This is a genomic window from Streptomyces sp. NBC_00090 (assembly GCF_045160815.1).
Taxonomy (GTDB): Bacteria; Actinomycetota; Actinomycetes; order Streptomycetales; family Streptomycetaceae; genus Streptomyces.
In genome coordinates this window covers 7,658,000-7,674,767 of the sequence record NZ_CP108224.1, presented here as the reverse complement: position 1 = coordinate 7,674,767, position 16,768 = coordinate 7,658,000, and the positions used below count along the sequence as shown (strand labels likewise).

Genomic DNA, 16,768 nt, shown 5'->3' with positions numbered 1-16,768 from the left:
TGGGCAGCTGGTGGGTCAGCCGGTGGGCCGCCCGTGGGTCAGAAGATGTCCAGCGGCGTGCCCGGGGCGAGATCGGCCGCGATGCGCTTGGCGATCTCCTGGGCCATGTTGCCGTCGGGCGTGGTCGCGGTCTTGGTGGCGGAGACCGCGATGGCGAGACGCTCGGACGGGAGGTACGCCTGGATCGCCGCGTACCCCGAGAACGACGGGTTCTGGAGCACCCAGCCGTTGATCACGATGACGCCGAAGCCGAAGTGCTTCGCCTCGGTCTGCTTCAGGCAGATGGAGGCGGGGCACTTCGCGGTCGCGCCGCCGAGGCCGACCGTGCCCGGGTCGAGGAGGGTGCGGTAGGAGCGGGGCGAGAGGAGTTCGCCGCTGCCGATGGCCCGGGCCGACCCGGCCAGGTCACAGATGTGGGTGGTGATGACGGCGCCGGGCGCGGTGGTCCACGAGGGGTTCCAGAAGGTGGACTCCTCGTAGAGGCCGCGGTCCGAGGTGAAGGCATGCAGGGCGGGGCGCGGGATCTCGGGGGTGAAGTTGTTCCGCGTGTCGCGGAGCCCGAGGGGGCCGGTGACCCGTTCCTTCACGAACGTGTCGATCCGGACGCCGGTGATCTTCTCCAGCGCGGCGATCAGGAGCACGTAGTTGGCGTGGGAGTAGCTCCAGTTCGTGCCCGGCTCGTACCAGAACGAGTGGCGGAGCGGGTAGGCGACGAGCTCCTCCGGGGTCCACGCGCGGAACGGGTGGGCCTCCAGTTCGGCGCCGAAGGCCGGGTCCGTGACGTAGTCGTGGAGCCCGGTGGTGTTGGTGGCCAGCATCCGCAGGGTGATCCTGTCGGCCTTGGGCAGGTCGGGCAGCCAGCGCTCCACGGTGTCGTCGAGGCTCACCTTCCCCTCCTCGACCAGCTGGAGGAGGGCCGTCCCGATGTGGGCGAAGGCGACGGAGCCGGCGCGGAAGTGCATGTCCGGCTCGGCCGGGACACCGGTCATGGACTCGCCGAGCGCGTCGGTGACGACCTCGTGCCCGTCGACGGTGACCCGCAGCTGCACGGCCTTCAGCCGGAGCTCGTCCTTGGCCTTGCGGGTGATGGCCAGGACCTGACGGGCCCGGTCGTCGAGGGGGCGCTCGGTCCGCACGCAGTCGCGTCCGCCACGGCCGCCGGGGCCCCCGGGGCCGTCGGCGAACGCGGGCGCGAGGGCGGTCGTCTGGACGGTGACGGCGAGGAGGGCGGCGCAGAGGAGTGCCCGGCGGGCGCCCGCGCGAGAACGCGGAAGCGTACGGGAGGAGGTGCGTGTCATGGCCGCACTATGTCCGGAGGACCGGCGGCATCCCGTCCGAACACTCCGCTGGCGGGGCCGGACGCGCCCATGTGGGGCAGGCGCGTGACGCCGTTCGGCCGTCTCGCCAGGGGGCGTCCCACAAAAGCTCGTCGGCGAGACGCGTGGCCCGCATCTCCGGTGCTGGTGTGAGAGGAGGGACGGGCGACCCGTCCCTCCTCCTCGATCTGCGTGCTACGAATCTGCCGACTCGCCGACCGGACTTGTCAGAAGGTCAGCTTGAAGCTGTTGATGTAGCCGGCGTCGCCGTGGATCCAGTCTTGGACCTTGAGCTTCCAGGTGCCGCCCGCGACCTCACTGGAGGCGTTCACCGTGTAGGTGGTGGGCGTGTAGGGGCCGGTGAGGTAGTTGGTGTACGGCTGCAGCTCGTACTCCGTGCCGTCCGGGGCGATCAGGCTGATGACCAGCTCGGCCCTGTACGGGTGCTTGATGTCGACGCTGACCTGGAGGTCTGCGGGGGCGTTTCCGGGGATCCCGGTGACAGTGATGTTGGAGTAGGCCGAGGGGCCGTTGTAGGAGGAGGCGTCCGGGATCGCCACGTCGGTGGTGTTGGTGAAGACGTTGACGTAGGGGCGGACGCGCCAGGTGAAGCTGGTGGTGGCGGTGGAGGCGGCAGAGTCGGTGACCGTGATCGTGACCGGGCTGGTGGTCGCGGCGGTGGCGGTGCCGGAGATCAGGCCGGTGGAGGCGTTGATCGACAGGCCGGCCGGCAGGCCGGTGGCCGAGTAGGTCAGCGCGCCCGGGTTGGTGCTGGTGGCCTGGACCTGGAGGCCGACGGCCGTGCTGAGCACCGTGTTCTGGTCGCTCAGGCCGGCGATCAGGGCGCCGCTGATGCGGGTGCCGACGTTGACGCCGGCCCAGGCGGCGGCGGTGTTGAGGTGGGTGGTGCTGCCCAGCCCGTACAGGTCGACGGCGGCCTTCAGGGTGGCCGTGCGGGCGCCGGCGTAGTCGGTGCTGGAGGTCATGTAGACGGTCAGCGCGCGGTACCAGATCTTCGTGGCGGCATCCCGGCCGATCGCGGTGACCGGCACCCCGTCGTAGGTCGGGGAGTCGTAGTTCACACCGTTGACGGTCTTGGCGCCGCTGCCCTCGGAGGCCAGGTAGAACCAGTGGTTGCCCACGCCGGAGGAGTCGTGCACGTCGAGGCTGCCCAGACCGGGGTACCAGTAGTCGGCGGCGAAGCCGTCCTTGGAGGGCTTGTCCATGTAACGTCCCGGGGTGCCGTCACCGAAGACGTCGGAATCTTCGGCGACCAGGTAGTCACCGGGATCGTTCGGGTTGTCGGCCCAGAACTCCACCGCCGCCGACATGATGTCGGAGGTGGCCTCGTTCAGGCCGCCGGACTCGCTGCTGTAGTTCAGGCCCGCGGTGCTGGCGGTGATGCCGTGCGTCATCTCGTGCGCGGCCACATCGAGCTGGGTCAGCGGCTTGAGGTTGTTCGCGCCGTCGCCGTAGAAGGCGCAGAAGCAGCTGTCCATCCAGAAGGCGTTGGTGTAGTTGTTGTCGAAGTGGACGTGGCTGCGGTGAGCGACGCCGTCGTTGCGGACGCCGTTGCGGCCGTGGACGTTCTTGTAGTAGTCCCAGGTGACCTGGGAGCCGTAGTGCACGTCCACACCGGCGGTCTGCACGTTGCTGGGCAGACCGTTGCCGAAGATGTCCTTGGTGCTGCTGATCAGCGTGCTGGGAGCAAGGTAGTCGTTGGAGTGGTTGATGTCGTAGGTCTTGTGACCACCACGGGTGTTGTCGGTCAGGGTGAACTTGCCGCCGGACTTGGCGGTGCCGATGGTGACCTGGCCGCTGTACTGGCTGTTGCCGACGCCGTTCTCCACGGCCTGGAACTCGAAGAGCTTCTTGCCGGTGGTGGCGTCGGTGATCACGTGCAGCCGGCTCGGGGTGCCGTCCTGCTGGGTGCCGCCGACCACGGTCTCCCAGGCCAGCACCGGGCTGCCGGAGGCGGCCCAGACCACCTTGCGGACCGAGTCGACCTTGGCCGTCTTGGCCTTCTTGGCCTTGGCCCGTCCCAGCGCGAAGGACTTCGCGCTCTCGGCGCTCTTGGCCGCGGTGGTGGAGGCGACCGTGATGGTGGCCTTGGCGGCCTTGTCCGCGCCCCTGACCGTGCCGTCCGCCCCCGTGTGCACGACCAGGTCGCCGCCCAGGACCGGCAGCCCCGCGAAGGTGCGCTCGTAGCGGGTGTGCAGCGCGCCGTCGGCGTCCTTCAGGACGGACTTCGGCCGCAGCTCCTCCTTCGCGCCCAGGGCCAGGGCCTTGGCGGTGGTGGCACGCGCCGCCTGCGCGTCGGCCACCAGCGCCGCGTGCTCGGCCGGGCTCAGCCGGACCTGGAGTGCGCCGGCGCGGGCCTGCGCGGCGGGAGCCTGGGCCGGGGTGCCGGCGGCGGCGGTGCCGGTGGGGAGCGCGGCGGCGACCATCGCGGCGCCGGCGAGCAGCGCACCCGCGGTGGCGGCCTTGCGGGCGGTTCTTATCAACGGAACTCCTTGTGGTGCGTGATGAACTGTGGGGGAGAGACGGACGAATTCAGGGCGCGTTCCTTGCTTCGGACGGCACGGCAGCCGCCAGGCAACGGTGTTGGTCGGTTCGCGCCCTGTTACTTCGCCCCGCCGACCGGGTCGGCGGGGCGAAGTACTGCGAAGTGGCTGGTGCGGGTGCGGGCCCTCGCCAGGCTGGCGGGCCCCCTTGTGCGTGGGGCCTGCGGTGGAGGCGAGAGGGATCAGAAGGTCAGCTTCCAGCTGTCGATGTAGCCGACGTCGCCGAGGATCGTGTCTTCGACCTGGAGCTTCCAGGTGCCGTTGGCGACCTCGCTGGAGACATCCACGATGTAGGTCTTGATCAGGTTGCCGGTTCCCGAGTAGAAGTCGGCGTCCTTCAGCCGGTAGGCCGTGCCGTCGGGGGCGACCAGGTCCACCTGCAACTCCCCTTGCAGGGAGTGCTTGATGTCGACGTCGACCTTGACGGCGGCCGACGCGTTGCCGGAGACCCCGGTGACGGTGATCGGGGAGTACACCGCGGGGCCGTTGTCCGTGATCGTCACGTCGGTGGTGTTGCCACCGGTGAAGCGAAGGACGCTCCAGGTGAGGCGCGCGGTGGCGGCGCCGCCGGTGGAGTCGGTGACGGTGACGGTGACGTTGACGGTGCCCGGCGCGGTCGGGGTGCCGGAGATCAGGCCGGTGGAGGCGTTGATCGACAGCCCGGCGGGCAGGCCGGTGGCCGAGTAGGTCAGCTTGCTCTTCCGGGGAGCGCCGCTGGCCTGGAACTGAAGGCTGGCTGCGGTGTTGACCAGGGTGTTCTGGGCGGGCGGGTTGGTCAGCTTCACGCCGTCGGCCCGGCTGCCGACGTTGACGGCGGCCCAGGCGTTGGCGACGTTGTCGTAGGTGGCGCTGCCGTTGCCGTACAGGTCGGCGGCGGCCTGGAGGGTGGCGGTGCGGGCACCGGCGTAGTTGGTGGAGGAGGTCATGTAGGTGGTCAGCGCCCGGTACCAGATCTTGGCCGCCGCGTCGCGGCCGACCGGGTCGACCGCCAGGCCGTCGGAGGTGGGGCTGCTGTAGCTCACGCCGCCGAGGACCTTGCTCCCGCTGCCCTCGGAGGCCAGGTAGAACCAGTGGTTGCCTATGCCGGACGAGTAGTGGACGTCGATGCCGCCGACGCCGGAGTACCAGGAGTCGGCGCCCTTGCCGTCCTTGGACGGCTGGTCCATGTAGCGCAGCGGGATGCCCGCGCCGCGGTAGCCGACCTCCTCGCCGAGCAGGTAGTCACCCGGGTCGGAGGGGTTGTTCGCCCAGAACTCCACGGCGGTGCCGATGATGTCGGAGGTTGCCTCGTTCAGGCCGCCGGACTCGCCGCTGTAGACCAGGCCGGCGGTGTTGGAGGTGAGGCCGTGGGTCACCTCGTGGGCCGCGACGTCGACGGACGTGAACGGCTTGGCGTTCTCCTTTCCGTCACCGTAGGTCATGCAGAAGCAGTAGTCGTCCCAGAACGCGTTCGAGTAGCGGTCGCCGTAGTGGACGCGGCTGTTGGAGGCCACGCCGTCGTTCCTGATGCCGTTGCGGCCATGAACGTTCTTGTAGTAGTCCCAGGTCAGCTGGGCACCGTAGGCGGCGTCCACGGCGGCGGTCTGGCGGTTGGAGGGCAGGCCGTCGCCCCAGACGTCGTCGGCGTCGGTGAACAGAATGCCGCTGCTGTAGGTGCTGTCGTTCATGTCGTAGGTCTTGTGACCGCCGCGCGTGGTGTCGTCCAGCTGGTAGGTCGAGCCGGACAGCGAGGTGCCGATGGTGACCTGGCCGGCGTACTGGCCAGTGCCGGTACCGGTGTTGACGGCCTGGTACTCGAACAGCTCGGCCCCGGTGGTGGCGTCGGTGATCACGTGCAGCCTGGACGGGGTGCCGTCGTGCTGCACACCGCCGACCACGCTCTCCCAGGCCAGCACCGGCTTGCCGGAGGCGGCCCAGACGACCTTGCGGACCGAGTCCGCCTTCGGGTCCTTGGCACCCTCGGCCTTCGCCTCGCCCAGCGCGAAGGACTTGGCGCTCTCGGCGCTCTTGGCCGCGGTGGTGGAGGCGACCGTGATCGTGGCCTGGGTGTTCTTGGTGACGCCCCTGGCCGTGCCGTTCGCCCCGGTGTGCACGACCAGGTCGCCGCCCAGGACCGGCAGCCCTGCGAAGGTGCGCTCGTAGCGGGTGTGCAGTGTGCCGTCGGCGTCCTTCAGGACGGACTTCGGCCGCAGCTCCTCCTTCGCGCCCAGGCCCAGGGCCTTGGCGGTGGTGGCACGCGCCGCCTGCGCGTCGGCCACCAGCGCCGCGTGCTCGGCCGGGCTCAGCCGGACCGGCAGGGCACCGGCCCGCGGTGCCGGGCCGGCACCGGCGGCCTTACCGCCCACGGCGGTGGTACCGGCCGTGGCAGCACTGGCAGGAAGCGCGACGGCGACCATCGCGGCACCCACGATCAGCGCACCGGCCGCAGCGGCCTTGCGGGAAGAACGTCTCAACGGAACTCCTTGTGGCATGGCCGGTCGATCCCGGCCAGGTTGCGGACGGGGGCGTGCCGACCGGTTTGAGCGGCAGGACGTCAGCGCACTGTGAACCCCGTTGCAAGAAAGCCCTGTTGACGTGGGGTCCGACGCCCTGCTCTGGCCAGAGCTTGCCATGTTCACGTAAACACTGCATTCCAGAGGCATGAAATGGCTAGATCTCGCCCTTCCCTGGGGCGGCAGGGTCGCGCATGACCGGCAGTCAGAGGCCATCACCCCGAGCGCGCAGGCAAGCAGGGAAGGGCCATCGGCCAATGCGCGCGCGTGGGCGCCACGGAACAGCCCAGCCCCCTCTCCCCCTCCCCCACCACCACGCAGCCCTCCCCGCCATCACCGCGAGCGAGGAAGCCCCCGCCCCCTACCGCGACTTCAGCGACAGCGCGGAGTGGCTGTTCGACGTCTTGCTGGTTGGCCGCCCCGAGACACATCAGCAGTTCACGGAGGACTACTACGAGGTCGCGGTGGACTTCGATGGTGCGGACGTTGCGGGCGAAGTAGCCGGCGTCGTTGTAGGCCCGGGACATCGGCGTTGGGGACGCCGGCGCAGAGGAAGACGACCTCTAGGACTTGTCCGGCCGATCATGCGCCTGTGATGGAACGTGCATGATGTCGCCCAGGTCCTGGCATCTGCGACGCCACCACGGCCAGACATCTGGAGCGTGAGGGTCGGGCAGAGTGCGTGCCAGGAAGACGGCGTCGGTCTCCTTGACGACCGACGCGAGTTCCCGGGCTGCTCGTCCGTCGAGAGCGCCGATGGCTTGCTCTATCAGGAGGCGGTCGTCCCAGATGTCGTAGCCGGGCAGGTGTGGTTTGGGCAGGTAGAGCGGCCATCCTGGACGGCGCACGAAGCCCCGCCAGCAATGGACGGCGTGTTCGAGCGCCCGGACGGGAAGACCCCGTTCGGCCTCGAACCGGGCCACCTGGCGACGCGTGCGGGGTGAGAACTGTGAGGGCCGGCGCCGGTAGTCCTGAAGATGGGACCGGCAGACAGCGTCCAGACGTAGAGCAGCCGCCGTCTTGCGGGGCATGACTCTTCTTTCGAAGGGGTGATCTCGGCAGGCCACTCTACTGTCTGGTCTTGCGGCGGTTCACGTCCTGAGCCAGACGGCCGGCGCCGCCGCGGTTACGGTGCCGAGGTAGGCGTAGCCACGTTTGTCGTATCCGGTGGCGACGGCTCTGGCGTGCTTGCTTGTTGATGGCCCGGTCGACGGTGTTGCGCTTCCTGTACCGCTCTTCGTCGAAGACGGGTGGCCGTCCGCCGCGTGAGCCTCTGCGCAGGCGGGCGGCCTGGCTGTCGGTCTTCTCCGGCTGCGGGCTCCGGCCGCGTGCTGATGTGCCCGCACGATGGTGGAGTCGACCGATCACCTGCCGGTGATCACGCCACCTGCCACAACGCCTGTTGCTGACCGGCAGGAACGGCCGCAGCCGTTCCCACTCCTCATCGTCCAGACCACCCCGCCCCGTGCCCACGTCAACAACCCGAGCACGGGCCAGTCACATGATCGGCGACACACGCCCTAGAGGCGGCCCTCGCGGCGGCTGTACGTGTCGCTCGCCGTGGGTACGGAGTTGTGGACCGCGGCGGCGCCGAAGGACACCCGGTCGTGGCGGGCCCGACTCAGGGCCTCCCGCTCCTGGAGCAGGCCCTCGGCCGTCTCCGTGCGGCTGCCGCCGCGGCGCATCAGCGTGACCGTCAACAGCGCCCCGACACCGCCGAGTACCCCGAAAAGGATCAGTAGAGCGACCACTGTGCCTCCCCCGTCGTTTCCACCACGGTAACCCCCACGGTCCGCGCCCGTCCCGGGAAGTGCGCACCTTACCGCGGTCCGGATCCGCTGGCGCTCGGCGTACGTGAAACGGTGATCGTTCGTCGGGCGTCCGTGGTGCAATGCGTTCATGGCGACACTTCTCGACAAGGCACGCTTGTTCCGCTCCCTGCACGTGCCCGGCAACCCGCTGGTCCTGCCCAACGCGTGGGACGCCGCGTCCGCCCGCGTGGTGGCGGACGCGGGCGCGGCCGCTATCGCGACGACCAGCGCCGGGGTCGCCTGGTCGCTGGGCCACGGCGACGGGGATCACCTGAGCCGCGACCAGGCGCTGGCCGCGCTCTCCCGGATCACGGCCGCCGTCGACGTACCGGTCACCGCCGACATCGAGCGCGGCTACGCGGCCGACGCCGCGGGCGTGGCCGAGACCGTGCGGGGCGTCCTGGCGGCCGGGGCCGTCGGCGTCAACCTGGAGGACAGTCTGCGTCCTGTCGACGAGCAGGCCGGACGGATCGCCGCCGCCCGCCGGGCCGCTGACGAGGCGGGCGTCCCGCTCTTCCTCAACGCCCGCATCGACACCCACCGGCTGCCCACCGGCGACCGGGCCGCCTGGCTGGACGAGACGCTCGCCCGCGCCCGGGCCTACGCGGCCGCCGGTGCGGACGGCGTCTTCGTCCTCGGCGCGCTGGACGCGCGGTCGATCGGGGCGCTCGTGGACGGATCGCCCCTGCCGGTGAACGTCCTGGCCGACCCGGGCGCGCTCCCCGTCTCCGAGCTCGCCGCCGCGGGAGTCGCCCGTGTCAGCGCGGGATCCTCGATTGCCGAGGCGGCCTACGGACTCGTCCGCCTGGCCGCCCTCGAACTGCTGGCCCAGGGCACGACGACGACCCTCGGGGGAGGCTTCGACTACGCCACGCTCAACACCCTGCTCCTGAGCGACCCCGCACGCTGAGACGCGGTCGGGGCGGCGTCCGTCCCCGTCCGCCCGCGTCCGTCCGTCACCGCCCCGCCTAGGGCGTGTGTTGAAAGTAGCGCCGTCTGCCCGAAGGGCAGGCCCGGCGGTGTCCGGTGCGTGCGATCGCAAGGCGGAGGGTCGCCCCGATACTGGATGTATCGGGGTGATCCCGACAACGCGGCGAGCGTGCGTGCCGGGCGCCGCCGGGCAGGCGGGACTTTCGACACACGCCCTAGTACTCCAGCTGACGTTCGAGATTCGTCATAGCGGCGCTGCTTGTCGTCGCTGGTAGTGGCATCGTCGGGCGGTGTGCTGGTGGTGACGTCGCCACTGCGACCAGGTGCAGGTACGCCCACTGATACCAGCGCGGTCCCTTGGCCCCGGCCCCGGCGCTGCGGGTCTGCCAGCAGTACTCGGGCAGGCCGGCTGCCAGGTCGTCGACGCGGATCCGGGCCGGGCCGATGCTGATCCGCATCGAGCGTGCAGTGGCCAGGACGTAGCCGATCCGGTGCTGCTCCAGACCGGCACGCAGCATCGGGTCGCTGCCATAGACCTCGTCGGCCGTCACCCAGCCCGGTCGTTGGCCTGCGGTCCACGAACGCCGCCCCGGCCGGCGTGGCCCAGACCGCGCACACTGTCACCTGGGTGTTCTCGATCCGACCGGCGGTGCCGGAGTACTGCCGCTGCACACCGACGGTGTGCACGCCCTTCTTCACATCCCCGGTCTCGTCCAGCACCAGCGTCCCGCCGCCGCCCAGATGCTCGACGACCATGTCCCGCACGTCGTCCCGGACCCCGTCGTGATCCCACGCGCCGCGCGACAAGAACGACTGCATCACCGCCGGGGAGGCGTCCCCGGCCTGCTCAGCGATCGTCCGGCAGTTCTTACGCGGCAGCTCGGCAAGCAGCCCGCGCACCATCCGCTCGGCGGTCCGACGCGGCTCAACCCGGCCGAACCGGCCGGCCACCCGCCCCATCAACTCCCTGAACAACTTCTCGGCCCCGCCAGGGTCTAAGTGTGGCCAACGGCCACCGCAGAACTCTTCGTCGACGTCACAAACCACGATGAATAGCGGTGGCCGTCCCGTCTCGCCAGCCCCTCCCACCACACCAGCAACGAACATCAGCTGGACTACCAGGGGCCGGTGAGCCTGTCACCAGGGCACTGTTCCACCGTCGTCGAAGAATCCGCCGGTCGGTCCGTCGTCGGGCAGGGTCGCGAGGTGAATCGCGATCGCCGCGCCCTGGTGGGGGGTGCGGACGCCCTGGAAGCCGTTGAGGTCGGTGGCGGTGAAGCCGGGACAGCCGGAGTTGATCAGGATGTTGGTGTCGCTCAGTTCCTTGGCATATTGGACGGTGACGGCGTTGAGGAAGGTCTTGGACGCCAAGTACGCAGCGGGAATCGGGCCCATGTCGATGCCGGGCGTGGTCTGCAGGATGAGCGAGCCGACGCTGCTGGACATGTTCACGATCCGCGGCGATGCCGAGCCGCGCAGCATGGGCAGCATCGCGTTGGTGACGCGGATGACCCCGATCACGTTGGTTTCCACGACGACTCGTACGGTCGCGGGATCGACCGTGGTGGGCGTCTGCGGCATACCGCCGGTGATCGCGGCGTTGTTGACCAGGACATCGAGCCCTCTGGCGCGGTCGGCAATCAGCTCGGCCGCGGCGGCCACACTTGCGTCGTCTGCCACGTCGAGCGGAACGCCGAACGCGTCGGTCCCGGCTGCGCGCAGCTTCTCCACCGCGGTGTCGCGGCGCTGTTGATCCCGCGCGCCCACGCCGATTCGCCAGCCGAGGGAGCCCAGGCCCGCCGCGATCTCGTATCCGATTCCTTTGTTCGCACCGGTCACCAGCGCGATCGTCTGTTCACTCATGTCATCAAGCGTGGTGCGGACTCGGGTGGGACGTCCAAGACCGACTGGGTGGGCGGTGATACCGCACGGGTATCGGTCGTGGTGAGCGCCGGATACGATGACGCGGTGGAGACGCGGGAGCTACGATACTTCGTCGCCGTCGCGGAGGAGTTGCACTTCGGGCGGGCGGCGCAGCGGCTCGCCATGGCGCAACCACCGCTGTCGCGGGCGATCCAGCAGCTCGAGCGGCGGCTCGGAGTGGTTCTGCTGCACCGCACTGCTCGCGCGGTCGCCTTGACCGAGGCCGGGTCGGTGCTTCTGCGGGAGGCCCGGGCCGCACTCGCCGCGGTCGAAGCCGCCGAGCGCCGCACCCGCCGCGCAGCTGCCGAACCGCCCGGCGTGGTGCTGGCCACGAAAGCCGGAGCGTCCAGCGAACTGTTGTCGAAGCTGCTGGACGCCTACGCCGCCGAGCCCGGCGCGGTCGCCGTCGAGGTGATGCTGTGCGGGCCCGGCGAGCAGGAAAGGCTGCTGCGCGACGGGCGTGCCGACGTTGCTCTGCTCCAGCGGCCCTTCGACACGACGGCCGGACTCGACACCGAGGACCTGCACACCGAACAGCAGGTCGTGGTCCTGCCCGCGGGACACCCCTTGGCCAACCGACCCCATATGTCGATAGCCGAGGTCACCACCCTGACGGACCTGCCCCTGCCACGCTGGCCTCGACGGGGCGGGGGCTATCCGGACGGACCTGGCCCGCAAGTGCGCGACCACACCCAGCTGTTCCAGCTGATCGCGCTCGGACGGGCCTGCGCGGTCGTGCCCGAGTCCCTCCGAGCCCACCTGCGCGACGATCATGCGACGGTGCCGGTGCCGGACGCACCCGCTGTCACGACCGTCATCGCCTGGCCACCACACAGCAGATCCAAAGCCGTCGCCGACCTCGTCCGCACCGCGACACGCCTCTAGCCAACGGCAAGGGCGGGTAGCCAGAGGATTGGTGCCAAACGTGGGTGCCAAAGACCCCCTACCGTGATCGATATGGGGTCTTTTCCGAGGTGGGCCCAGGTTCTGTCGTCAAATTTCATGCGGCAGCCCGGGCGGCGGAGTCTGCTGCCTCGCTGCAGGCCGATTCGAGCGGTCGACATCTCCTCGGCGGCATGTCAGTGGTTCCTTCTACCCTTCCAGCCGTGAACACAGATGATCTTTCATGGCAGGCCGGGAACTGCGGTGGTCTGTCTCCCCGGGCGGTGAATCTTCTGCTGGAGCACGGTCACCTGGACCTGGTGATCGGGGCGGCGGAAGAGCGCGGCGAGTGGTTCTGCGCGGAGCGCGCGGCGCAGGAGCTGTGCCGATCGGGCGGGTTCGTTCGGGCGCTGAAGGTGATGGAGCCGTTTGCCGCGGTCGGGTGGAGCCCGGCCCTGTGGGCGAAGGCGGACATCCTGCTGCAGGCGGGCCGAACGGATGAAGCCCTGGATCTGGTCCGCCCGGACGAAGAGAGCTGCTCCTCGCAGTACGTGTGCCGGGACTTCGCCGAGCTGCTCGTCAGGGCGGGGCGCGTCGATGAGGCCATCGAGCTACTCGTGCCGCATCTCCCGGGGTGGTGGATCCGGTCGGTGCTGGTGGAGATCACCGAAGGGCAAGGCCGTGACGAGCGGGTACTGAAGTTGATCGCCCCGCACGCCGAGGCCGCGCGGCGAGCCCTCGGAAAGGACCGCCGGGATTTCAGCGACGAGGGCGCGCTGGTGCTCCAGGCCCAGATGCTGGAACGTATGGGTCGCGCCGACGAGGCGATCGGCGTCCTCGGCGCCGACATAGCCGCAGAACGCTCTGGCACCCAGAACACCCTCACCGCCTACGCCGAACTGCTGGCACGCCACGGCCGGCTCGACGACCTGCGCGAGCTGGCGACCGGACAGCACGCACACACTGTCTTGGACATCTTCGCCGGCGCTCTCCGCGACCGGGGCCGGGCCGAGGAGGCCGAGACGGTGATGCGTGAGGCCATCGCCACTGACAACTGGGTGGGGTACCGGGCCTGGCTCTCCTCGGTCTTGCTGCAGGACGGCCGGCTGGATGACGCGATCACCGTGGCCGAACCCGGTTTCAGCTTGTACGACTGCTCCAACCTCCTGGCCCCACTCGTCTACCCACTTTTCGACCGACCCGAGGAACTGCTCTACCTCCTGGACCATCCCCTCACCGTGCCCCACCACGGCCACGAGGAGTTCCAGTGCTGGTGGCGGGCCTTCGCCCTCGCCAGACTTGGCCGCGCCGAGGAAGCGATAGCCGTGGTCGAGACCCACCCGGCCCCGTGGACCGACCCCCGCATCGCCAGAGCCGACCTCCTCAGTACCGCCGGCCACCTTGCTAGCGCCGCCGCTGAACTGCAAGACCTTGGCACGATCAAGGCACGCGAGGCCCTGTTCGAAATCTTGGTCAAGCAAGGAATGGCACCCCAGGCAATTGCGGCCCACCCCACCGTGGCCGAGCAGCGCGCCGCCAAACAGCAGGCCGCCGAAGCGAAAACTCCATCCGTTCCTGATCGCGAGAACGGGTACTCCCTGGAGCCGCCCTTCTAGGACGGCCCTGTCAGGCCCACATCAGGAGTGAGGCGAGGGCGACAGCTGCTTCGTAAGACTGGACGGTCTTGTCGTACCGGGTGGCGATGCCGCGCCACTGCTTCAGGCGGTTGAAGCACCGTTCCACGACGTTGCGGCGTTTATAGGCCTCGCGGTCGAAGGTCGGCGGGCGGCCTCCGCGGCTGCCTCGCCGGGCCCGGTTGCGAACCTGGTCGGCCCGCTCGGGAATCGTGTGCGGAATGCTACGGCGGCGGAGCCGGGTGCGGATCGCCGACCCTGCGGTCGTCCAGCCGCTTCCGCCCCCGCAACGACTCGGGCAACAGCGGCCGGACGAACGAGGGGCGGTCTCTTCGAGACCACCCCTGACCAGCTACCACCCCGCTACACTCCAGCCGCCCGGCATCACCCCAGGTCAGACACCAAAGTCCTGCTGGAGTACTAGGCGACGGCTAACGAAATGAACCGCGAGCTGACCGGAGAATCTGCACCAACCTGGCGAATCGAAACAGATATCTCGCATGCAATCCCGTAAATGCCGATTAGATGCCCTCTAAAACCAACGGCGCCCCATCAAAAAACCGATGGGCCACCGAGATGACCGAGGTAGACCTCTACCTAGCTTTGGTCTCCATATCGGTCGAGAAGACCAATGGCCATATCATGAGCGTACCCTTCCGCCATCCCTCGAGGGCTGAAACCGTTTGATAGCTCCATTGAAGGATCGGCGCCGTAAGCAAGCAGAATTGCCGTCATGGCAGAATGCAAAGGCGCTCCAGATTGCCGAGCACCATCACCCTCCACATCGATCGCATGCACAAGGAGGGTCATTCCTGAACAAACTTCATTCGGATCTGCTCCAGCATGGAGCAGTCGAGTGAGCCCCTCATAATCACTTGCTTCGACGGCCTGATGCGCAGGGGTCCACGGGTTTTCCAGGTTGAGGGCATCGATCATTCGCATGACGCAATTCTATAGCATTGGCCGTCCACCTAGGGCGGCAGACGGCCAATACCTTACTGCCCCGACGTGTAGGTGATGCGAATATTCGGGAATTGATCCATGAATTGCCCGAGTACACCCGTGCAGGAAGTGCACGCCTGCCGCGAAGAATGCATAACGAGCGACCCGCGAACGTCGGAGGGAGCGCCTATCTGGTTGGCGATGTACGTGAGCATTTTATACTCAGTCTCATTCTGACGAGCATTCTTCCCGGTGGATACCGCCTTGAAGCGTGCCGGGTTTCCAGCGTCGCCAACCATCGGCACGAAGTTTGCAGGCGTGTGCACACCGCTAGATGCCAGAAGCACTTGCTGCTCGCCTCCATCCAACTGGAGTGCCCCTGCGAGTGCCGTCTTATGCTTACTCACAATGCTCTTTGCGTGAAGGTTCGCTACGACAGCGCGCAGGGTTTCCGACGTCGCCCGGGTATCAGCCGGAGAAATGGGCGCCCTTAGTCCAGGACGAGCAATCGGCGCGCCTATCTCGTTGGCAATGATCTCATCAATTACCGCCTGGGCACATCCGGAGGGCAACGCCGCGCAGAGCGGGGCAATAACAACAGCGAGGGAGGCGAAAGCGACGGTGTATACCAACCCGCACTGCCACCCACTGGTGCACCCCTGCCCCATTCCTGGAGCAACCGGATATCCAGTCCCATAATTAACCTGAGGGCCAGGTGCCGGATTTGATCCACTGGAGTCTGCAGGGCCGCCTGACTCGCAGTAGTTCATGCCCATTGCGTAGTGGCAGCCGGAGCTGCTTCCGGAGCTATTTCCGTTTCCTGAATTGCCTGAATTGGTGCCATCTGAACCGGAGCCGCCATCTGAAGACGGGAAGGTCTCCTGCCCGCCGTCGTCCTTGATGTTGTCGTCGGGGGTCCAGGCTGTGTCGTCTTCGCAGTGCCCGTTACCTGCGTCCATGCAGGTGCCAGTGGGATCCGAGAAGGTGACGGGGCTGTTGCCGGCGTAGCCGTAGCCGTTGACGGTCTGGGGCTTGTCGATCTCCAGGAGGGGGTCGACGCTGATGAACTGGCCGAGAGTCGTGTCGTATTCGCGGGCGCCGACGTGAGTGAAACCTGTGGTGCTGTCGATGTCGCCACCGACGAAGCGCTTGGTGCCGGGCCAGAAATACGGGGCGGCTCCTCGCTGTCCGCCGAACGGCATGGTCTTGCGGCGGTTGACCGCGAGGCTGCTGGCGGAGATGGAGAGAGTGTTGGTGTTGTGGTGGTCGGAGACCAGGATGCGGACGCTGTTGTCCTTGCTGGTGCGGATGACCGAGCCGCCGGGCACGCTGTAGTAGCGGGTTCCGTTGGAGATGGCGGCGGGGGTGGTGCCGGCCTTGCGAGTGAGTTCGAGTTCCTGGCCACCGGGGAGGTAGAGGGTGGTCTTGGCAGGGTCGCGCTTGATGATGCGGGTGCCTTCGGCGTCGTAGAGGAACGACGTGGTCCGGCCGGAGATCGTGGAGGTCTTGAGCTTTCCTTCCTCGTTCCAGGTCAGGTCCTGCACCGCGCCGCCGGCCGGGGTCTTCTTGATGAGGTTGCCGGTCGAGTCGTAGGCGTAGCTGTCGGTGCCGGTCGTACCGCCCGTGGCGGTGACCGAGGTGACGGCGTGGGCCTGTGCCGCGCCCGCGATGATCCACAGGAATCGGCCTGGCCCTTGCCCCGTGCGTCAGCGGTAGTCGTCGGGGTGGTCCTGCATCCACGTGTTGATCTTGTCGCGCGTGCCGATCAGCAGGCTCTGGTGCTTGTTCAGGTTCTCGAAGGAACGGTCGCCGCCGAGCTCCCCGTCGAGCTTCTCGATCAGCGCGATCGGCTCGGGGAAGTGGCCGGGTCCCTTCGGATCCGCCTTCATGGCCTGGTCCATGCCCTGGAGTTCGGCGTAGACGCGCCCGAGGAAGTAGGCGCAGTCGGCGTCGCACGAGTCGCTCAGGGTCGCCTGGAGTCCGGCGAAGGCGTCGCGGACCTTCTCGGGTCCGGCCGTCCCGGGCGCCGAGGGCGACTCCTGCGTCTCACCCGCACCTCCGTCGGAGGCCGCCTGATCGGTCGGTGCCGCCGTGTCGGCCGGCGCAGCGGTGTCGGCCGGGGCGGTCGTGCTCGCCGGGGCGTTCCCGCCGTTCCCGGCTTTCGTGTCGGCCGGGGCGGTCGTGCCGCAGGAAACGCTGAGCACGGCCAGGGCGACGACGGCGACCGCCGCACCCGGCATCGAGAACTTGGTCATGGAACTCTCCCCCTTGATC

13 protein-coding genes and 3 pseudogenes are annotated in these 16,768 nt (G+C 68.5%); 3 read left to right on the top strand and 13 right to left on the bottom strand.

Annotated elements, in window-relative coordinates; genetic code table 11:
* Window positions 1-38: 38 nt before the first annotated feature.
* From OG361_RS34180 to OG361_RS34155, 6 genes and pseudogenes are all read right to left on the bottom strand, one after another.
* Window positions 39-1,298 (bottom strand): serine hydrolase domain-containing protein, encoded by a 1,260-nt coding sequence (locus tag OG361_RS34180; protein WP_405859758.1) that lies wholly within the window; start codon window positions 1,296-1,298, stop codon window positions 39-41.
* Between the two features lie 245 nt (window positions 1,299-1,543).
* Window positions 1,544-3,763, bottom strand: a complete 2,220-nt coding sequence (locus OG361_RS34175) for a M4 family metallopeptidase (protein ID WP_405862600.1) — start codon at window positions 3,761-3,763, stop codon at window positions 1,544-1,546.
* A gap of 299 nt (window positions 3,764-4,062) precedes the next feature.
* Window positions 4,063-6,351 (bottom strand): M4 family metallopeptidase, encoded by a 2,289-nt coding sequence (locus OG361_RS34170; protein WP_405859756.1) that lies wholly within the window; start codon window positions 6,349-6,351, stop codon window positions 4,063-4,065.
* 584 nt (window positions 6,352-6,935) lie between these two features.
* The gene (locus tag OG361_RS34165; protein WP_405859754.1) at window positions 6,936-7,403 is read right to left on the bottom strand and encodes a hypothetical protein; all 468 of its coding nucleotides are present in this window, start codon (window positions 7,401-7,403) and stop codon (window positions 6,936-6,938) included.
* Between the two features lie 60 nt (window positions 7,404-7,463).
* A pseudogene (locus OG361_RS34160) lies at window positions 7,464-7,845 on the bottom strand (hypothetical protein).
* Window positions 7,846-7,892: 47 nt separating this feature from the next.
* On the bottom strand, window positions 7,893-8,123 hold the full coding sequence (locus OG361_RS34155) for a hypothetical protein (protein WP_405859753.1): 231 nt from the start codon (window positions 8,121-8,123) through the stop codon (window positions 7,893-7,895).
* A 148-nt stretch (window positions 8,124-8,271) separates the two neighbouring features.
* On the opposite strand from OG361_RS34155, the gene OG361_RS34150 reads away from it, so the two are divergent.
* On the top strand, window positions 8,272-9,093 hold the full coding sequence (locus OG361_RS34150; protein WP_405859751.1) for an isocitrate lyase/phosphoenolpyruvate mutase family protein: 822 nt from the start codon (window positions 8,272-8,274) through the stop codon (window positions 9,091-9,093).
* Between the two features lie 235 nt (window positions 9,094-9,328).
* Here OG361_RS34150 and OG361_RS34145 read toward each other — a convergent pair whose 3' ends face one another.
* From OG361_RS34145 to OG361_RS34135, 3 genes and pseudogenes are all read right to left on the bottom strand, one after another.
* Window positions 9,329-9,664 (bottom strand): hypothetical protein, encoded by a 336-nt coding sequence (locus tag OG361_RS34145; protein WP_405862740.1) that lies wholly within the window; start codon window positions 9,662-9,664, stop codon window positions 9,329-9,331.
* 76 nt (window positions 9,665-9,740) lie between these two features.
* Window positions 9,741-10,016: pseudogene (locus OG361_RS34140) on the bottom strand (transposase); the annotation flags it as partial.
* Window positions 10,017-10,250: 234 nt separating this feature from the next.
* Window positions 10,251-10,976: an SDR family NAD(P)-dependent oxidoreductase gene (locus tag OG361_RS34135; RefSeq protein WP_405859749.1), complete on the bottom strand. Its 726-nt coding sequence runs from the start codon at window positions 10,974-10,976 to the stop codon at window positions 10,251-10,253.
* 105 nt (window positions 10,977-11,081) lie between these two features.
* Here OG361_RS34135 and OG361_RS34130 point away from each other — a divergent pair, with 105 nt between their 5' ends.
* Both OG361_RS34130 and OG361_RS34125 read left to right on the top strand, forming a co-directional pair.
* Window positions 11,082-11,921, top strand: a complete 840-nt coding sequence (locus tag OG361_RS34130; protein WP_405859747.1) for a LysR family transcriptional regulator — start codon at window positions 11,082-11,084, stop codon at window positions 11,919-11,921.
* A 221-nt stretch (window positions 11,922-12,142) separates the two neighbouring features.
* Window positions 12,143-13,534: a tetratricopeptide repeat protein gene (locus OG361_RS34125; RefSeq protein WP_405859745.1), complete on the top strand. Its 1,392-nt coding sequence runs from the start codon at window positions 12,143-12,145 to the stop codon at window positions 13,532-13,534.
* Between the two features lie 10 nt (window positions 13,535-13,544).
* Here OG361_RS34125 and OG361_RS34120 read toward each other — a convergent pair.
* The 4 genes and pseudogenes from OG361_RS34120 to OG361_RS34105 all read right to left on the bottom strand — a co-directional run.
* Window positions 13,545-13,805, bottom strand: a pseudogene (locus tag OG361_RS34120) (transposase); the annotation flags it as partial.
* 344 nt (window positions 13,806-14,149) lie between these two features.
* On the bottom strand, window positions 14,150-14,494 hold the full coding sequence (locus OG361_RS34115; protein WP_405859743.1) for an ankyrin repeat domain-containing protein: 345 nt from the start codon (window positions 14,492-14,494) through the stop codon (window positions 14,150-14,152).
* Window positions 14,495-14,547: 53 nt separating this feature from the next.
* Window positions 14,548-16,038: an RHS repeat-associated core domain-containing protein gene (locus tag OG361_RS34110; RefSeq protein ID WP_405859741.1), complete on the bottom strand. Its 1,491-nt coding sequence runs from the start codon at window positions 16,036-16,038 to the stop codon at window positions 14,548-14,550.
* A 162-nt stretch (window positions 16,039-16,200) separates the two neighbouring features.
* Window positions 16,201-16,749 (bottom strand): hypothetical protein, encoded by a 549-nt coding sequence (locus tag OG361_RS34105; protein ID WP_405859739.1) that lies wholly within the window; start codon window positions 16,747-16,749, stop codon window positions 16,201-16,203.
* Window positions 16,750-16,768 lie beyond the last annotated feature (19 nt).

Bases quoted from the DNA above. Each gene is read 5' to 3' on its own strand.
- OG361_RS34180 (WP_405859758.1), bottom strand. From the start codon at position 1,298: ATGACACGCACCTCCTCCCGTACGCTTCCGCGTTCTCGCGCGGGCGCC.
- OG361_RS34175 (WP_405862600.1), bottom strand. From the start codon at position 3,763: ATGGTCGCCGCCGCGCTCCCCACCGGCACCGCCGCCGCCGGCACCCCG.
- OG361_RS34170 (WP_405859756.1), bottom strand. From the start codon at position 6,351: ATGCCACAAGGAGTTCCGTTGAGACGTTCTTCCCGCAAGGCCGCTGCG.
- OG361_RS34165 (WP_405859754.1), bottom strand. From the start codon at position 7,403: ATGCCCCGCAAGACGGCGGCTGCTCTACGTCTGGACGCTGTCTGCCGG.
- OG361_RS34150 (WP_405859751.1), top strand. From the start codon at position 8,272: ATGGCGACACTTCTCGACAAGGCACGCTTGTTCCGCTCCCTGCACGTG.
- OG361_RS34135 (WP_405859749.1), bottom strand. From the start codon at position 10,976: ATGAGTGAACAGACGATCGCGCTGGTGACCGGTGCGAACAAAGGAATC.
- OG361_RS34115 (WP_405859743.1), bottom strand. From the start codon at position 14,494: ATGCGAATGATCGATGCCCTCAACCTGGAAAACCCGTGGACCCCTGCG.
- OG361_RS34105 (WP_405859739.1), bottom strand. From the start codon at position 16,749: ATGACCAAGTTCTCGATGCCGGGTGCGGCGGTCGCCGTCGTCGCCCTG.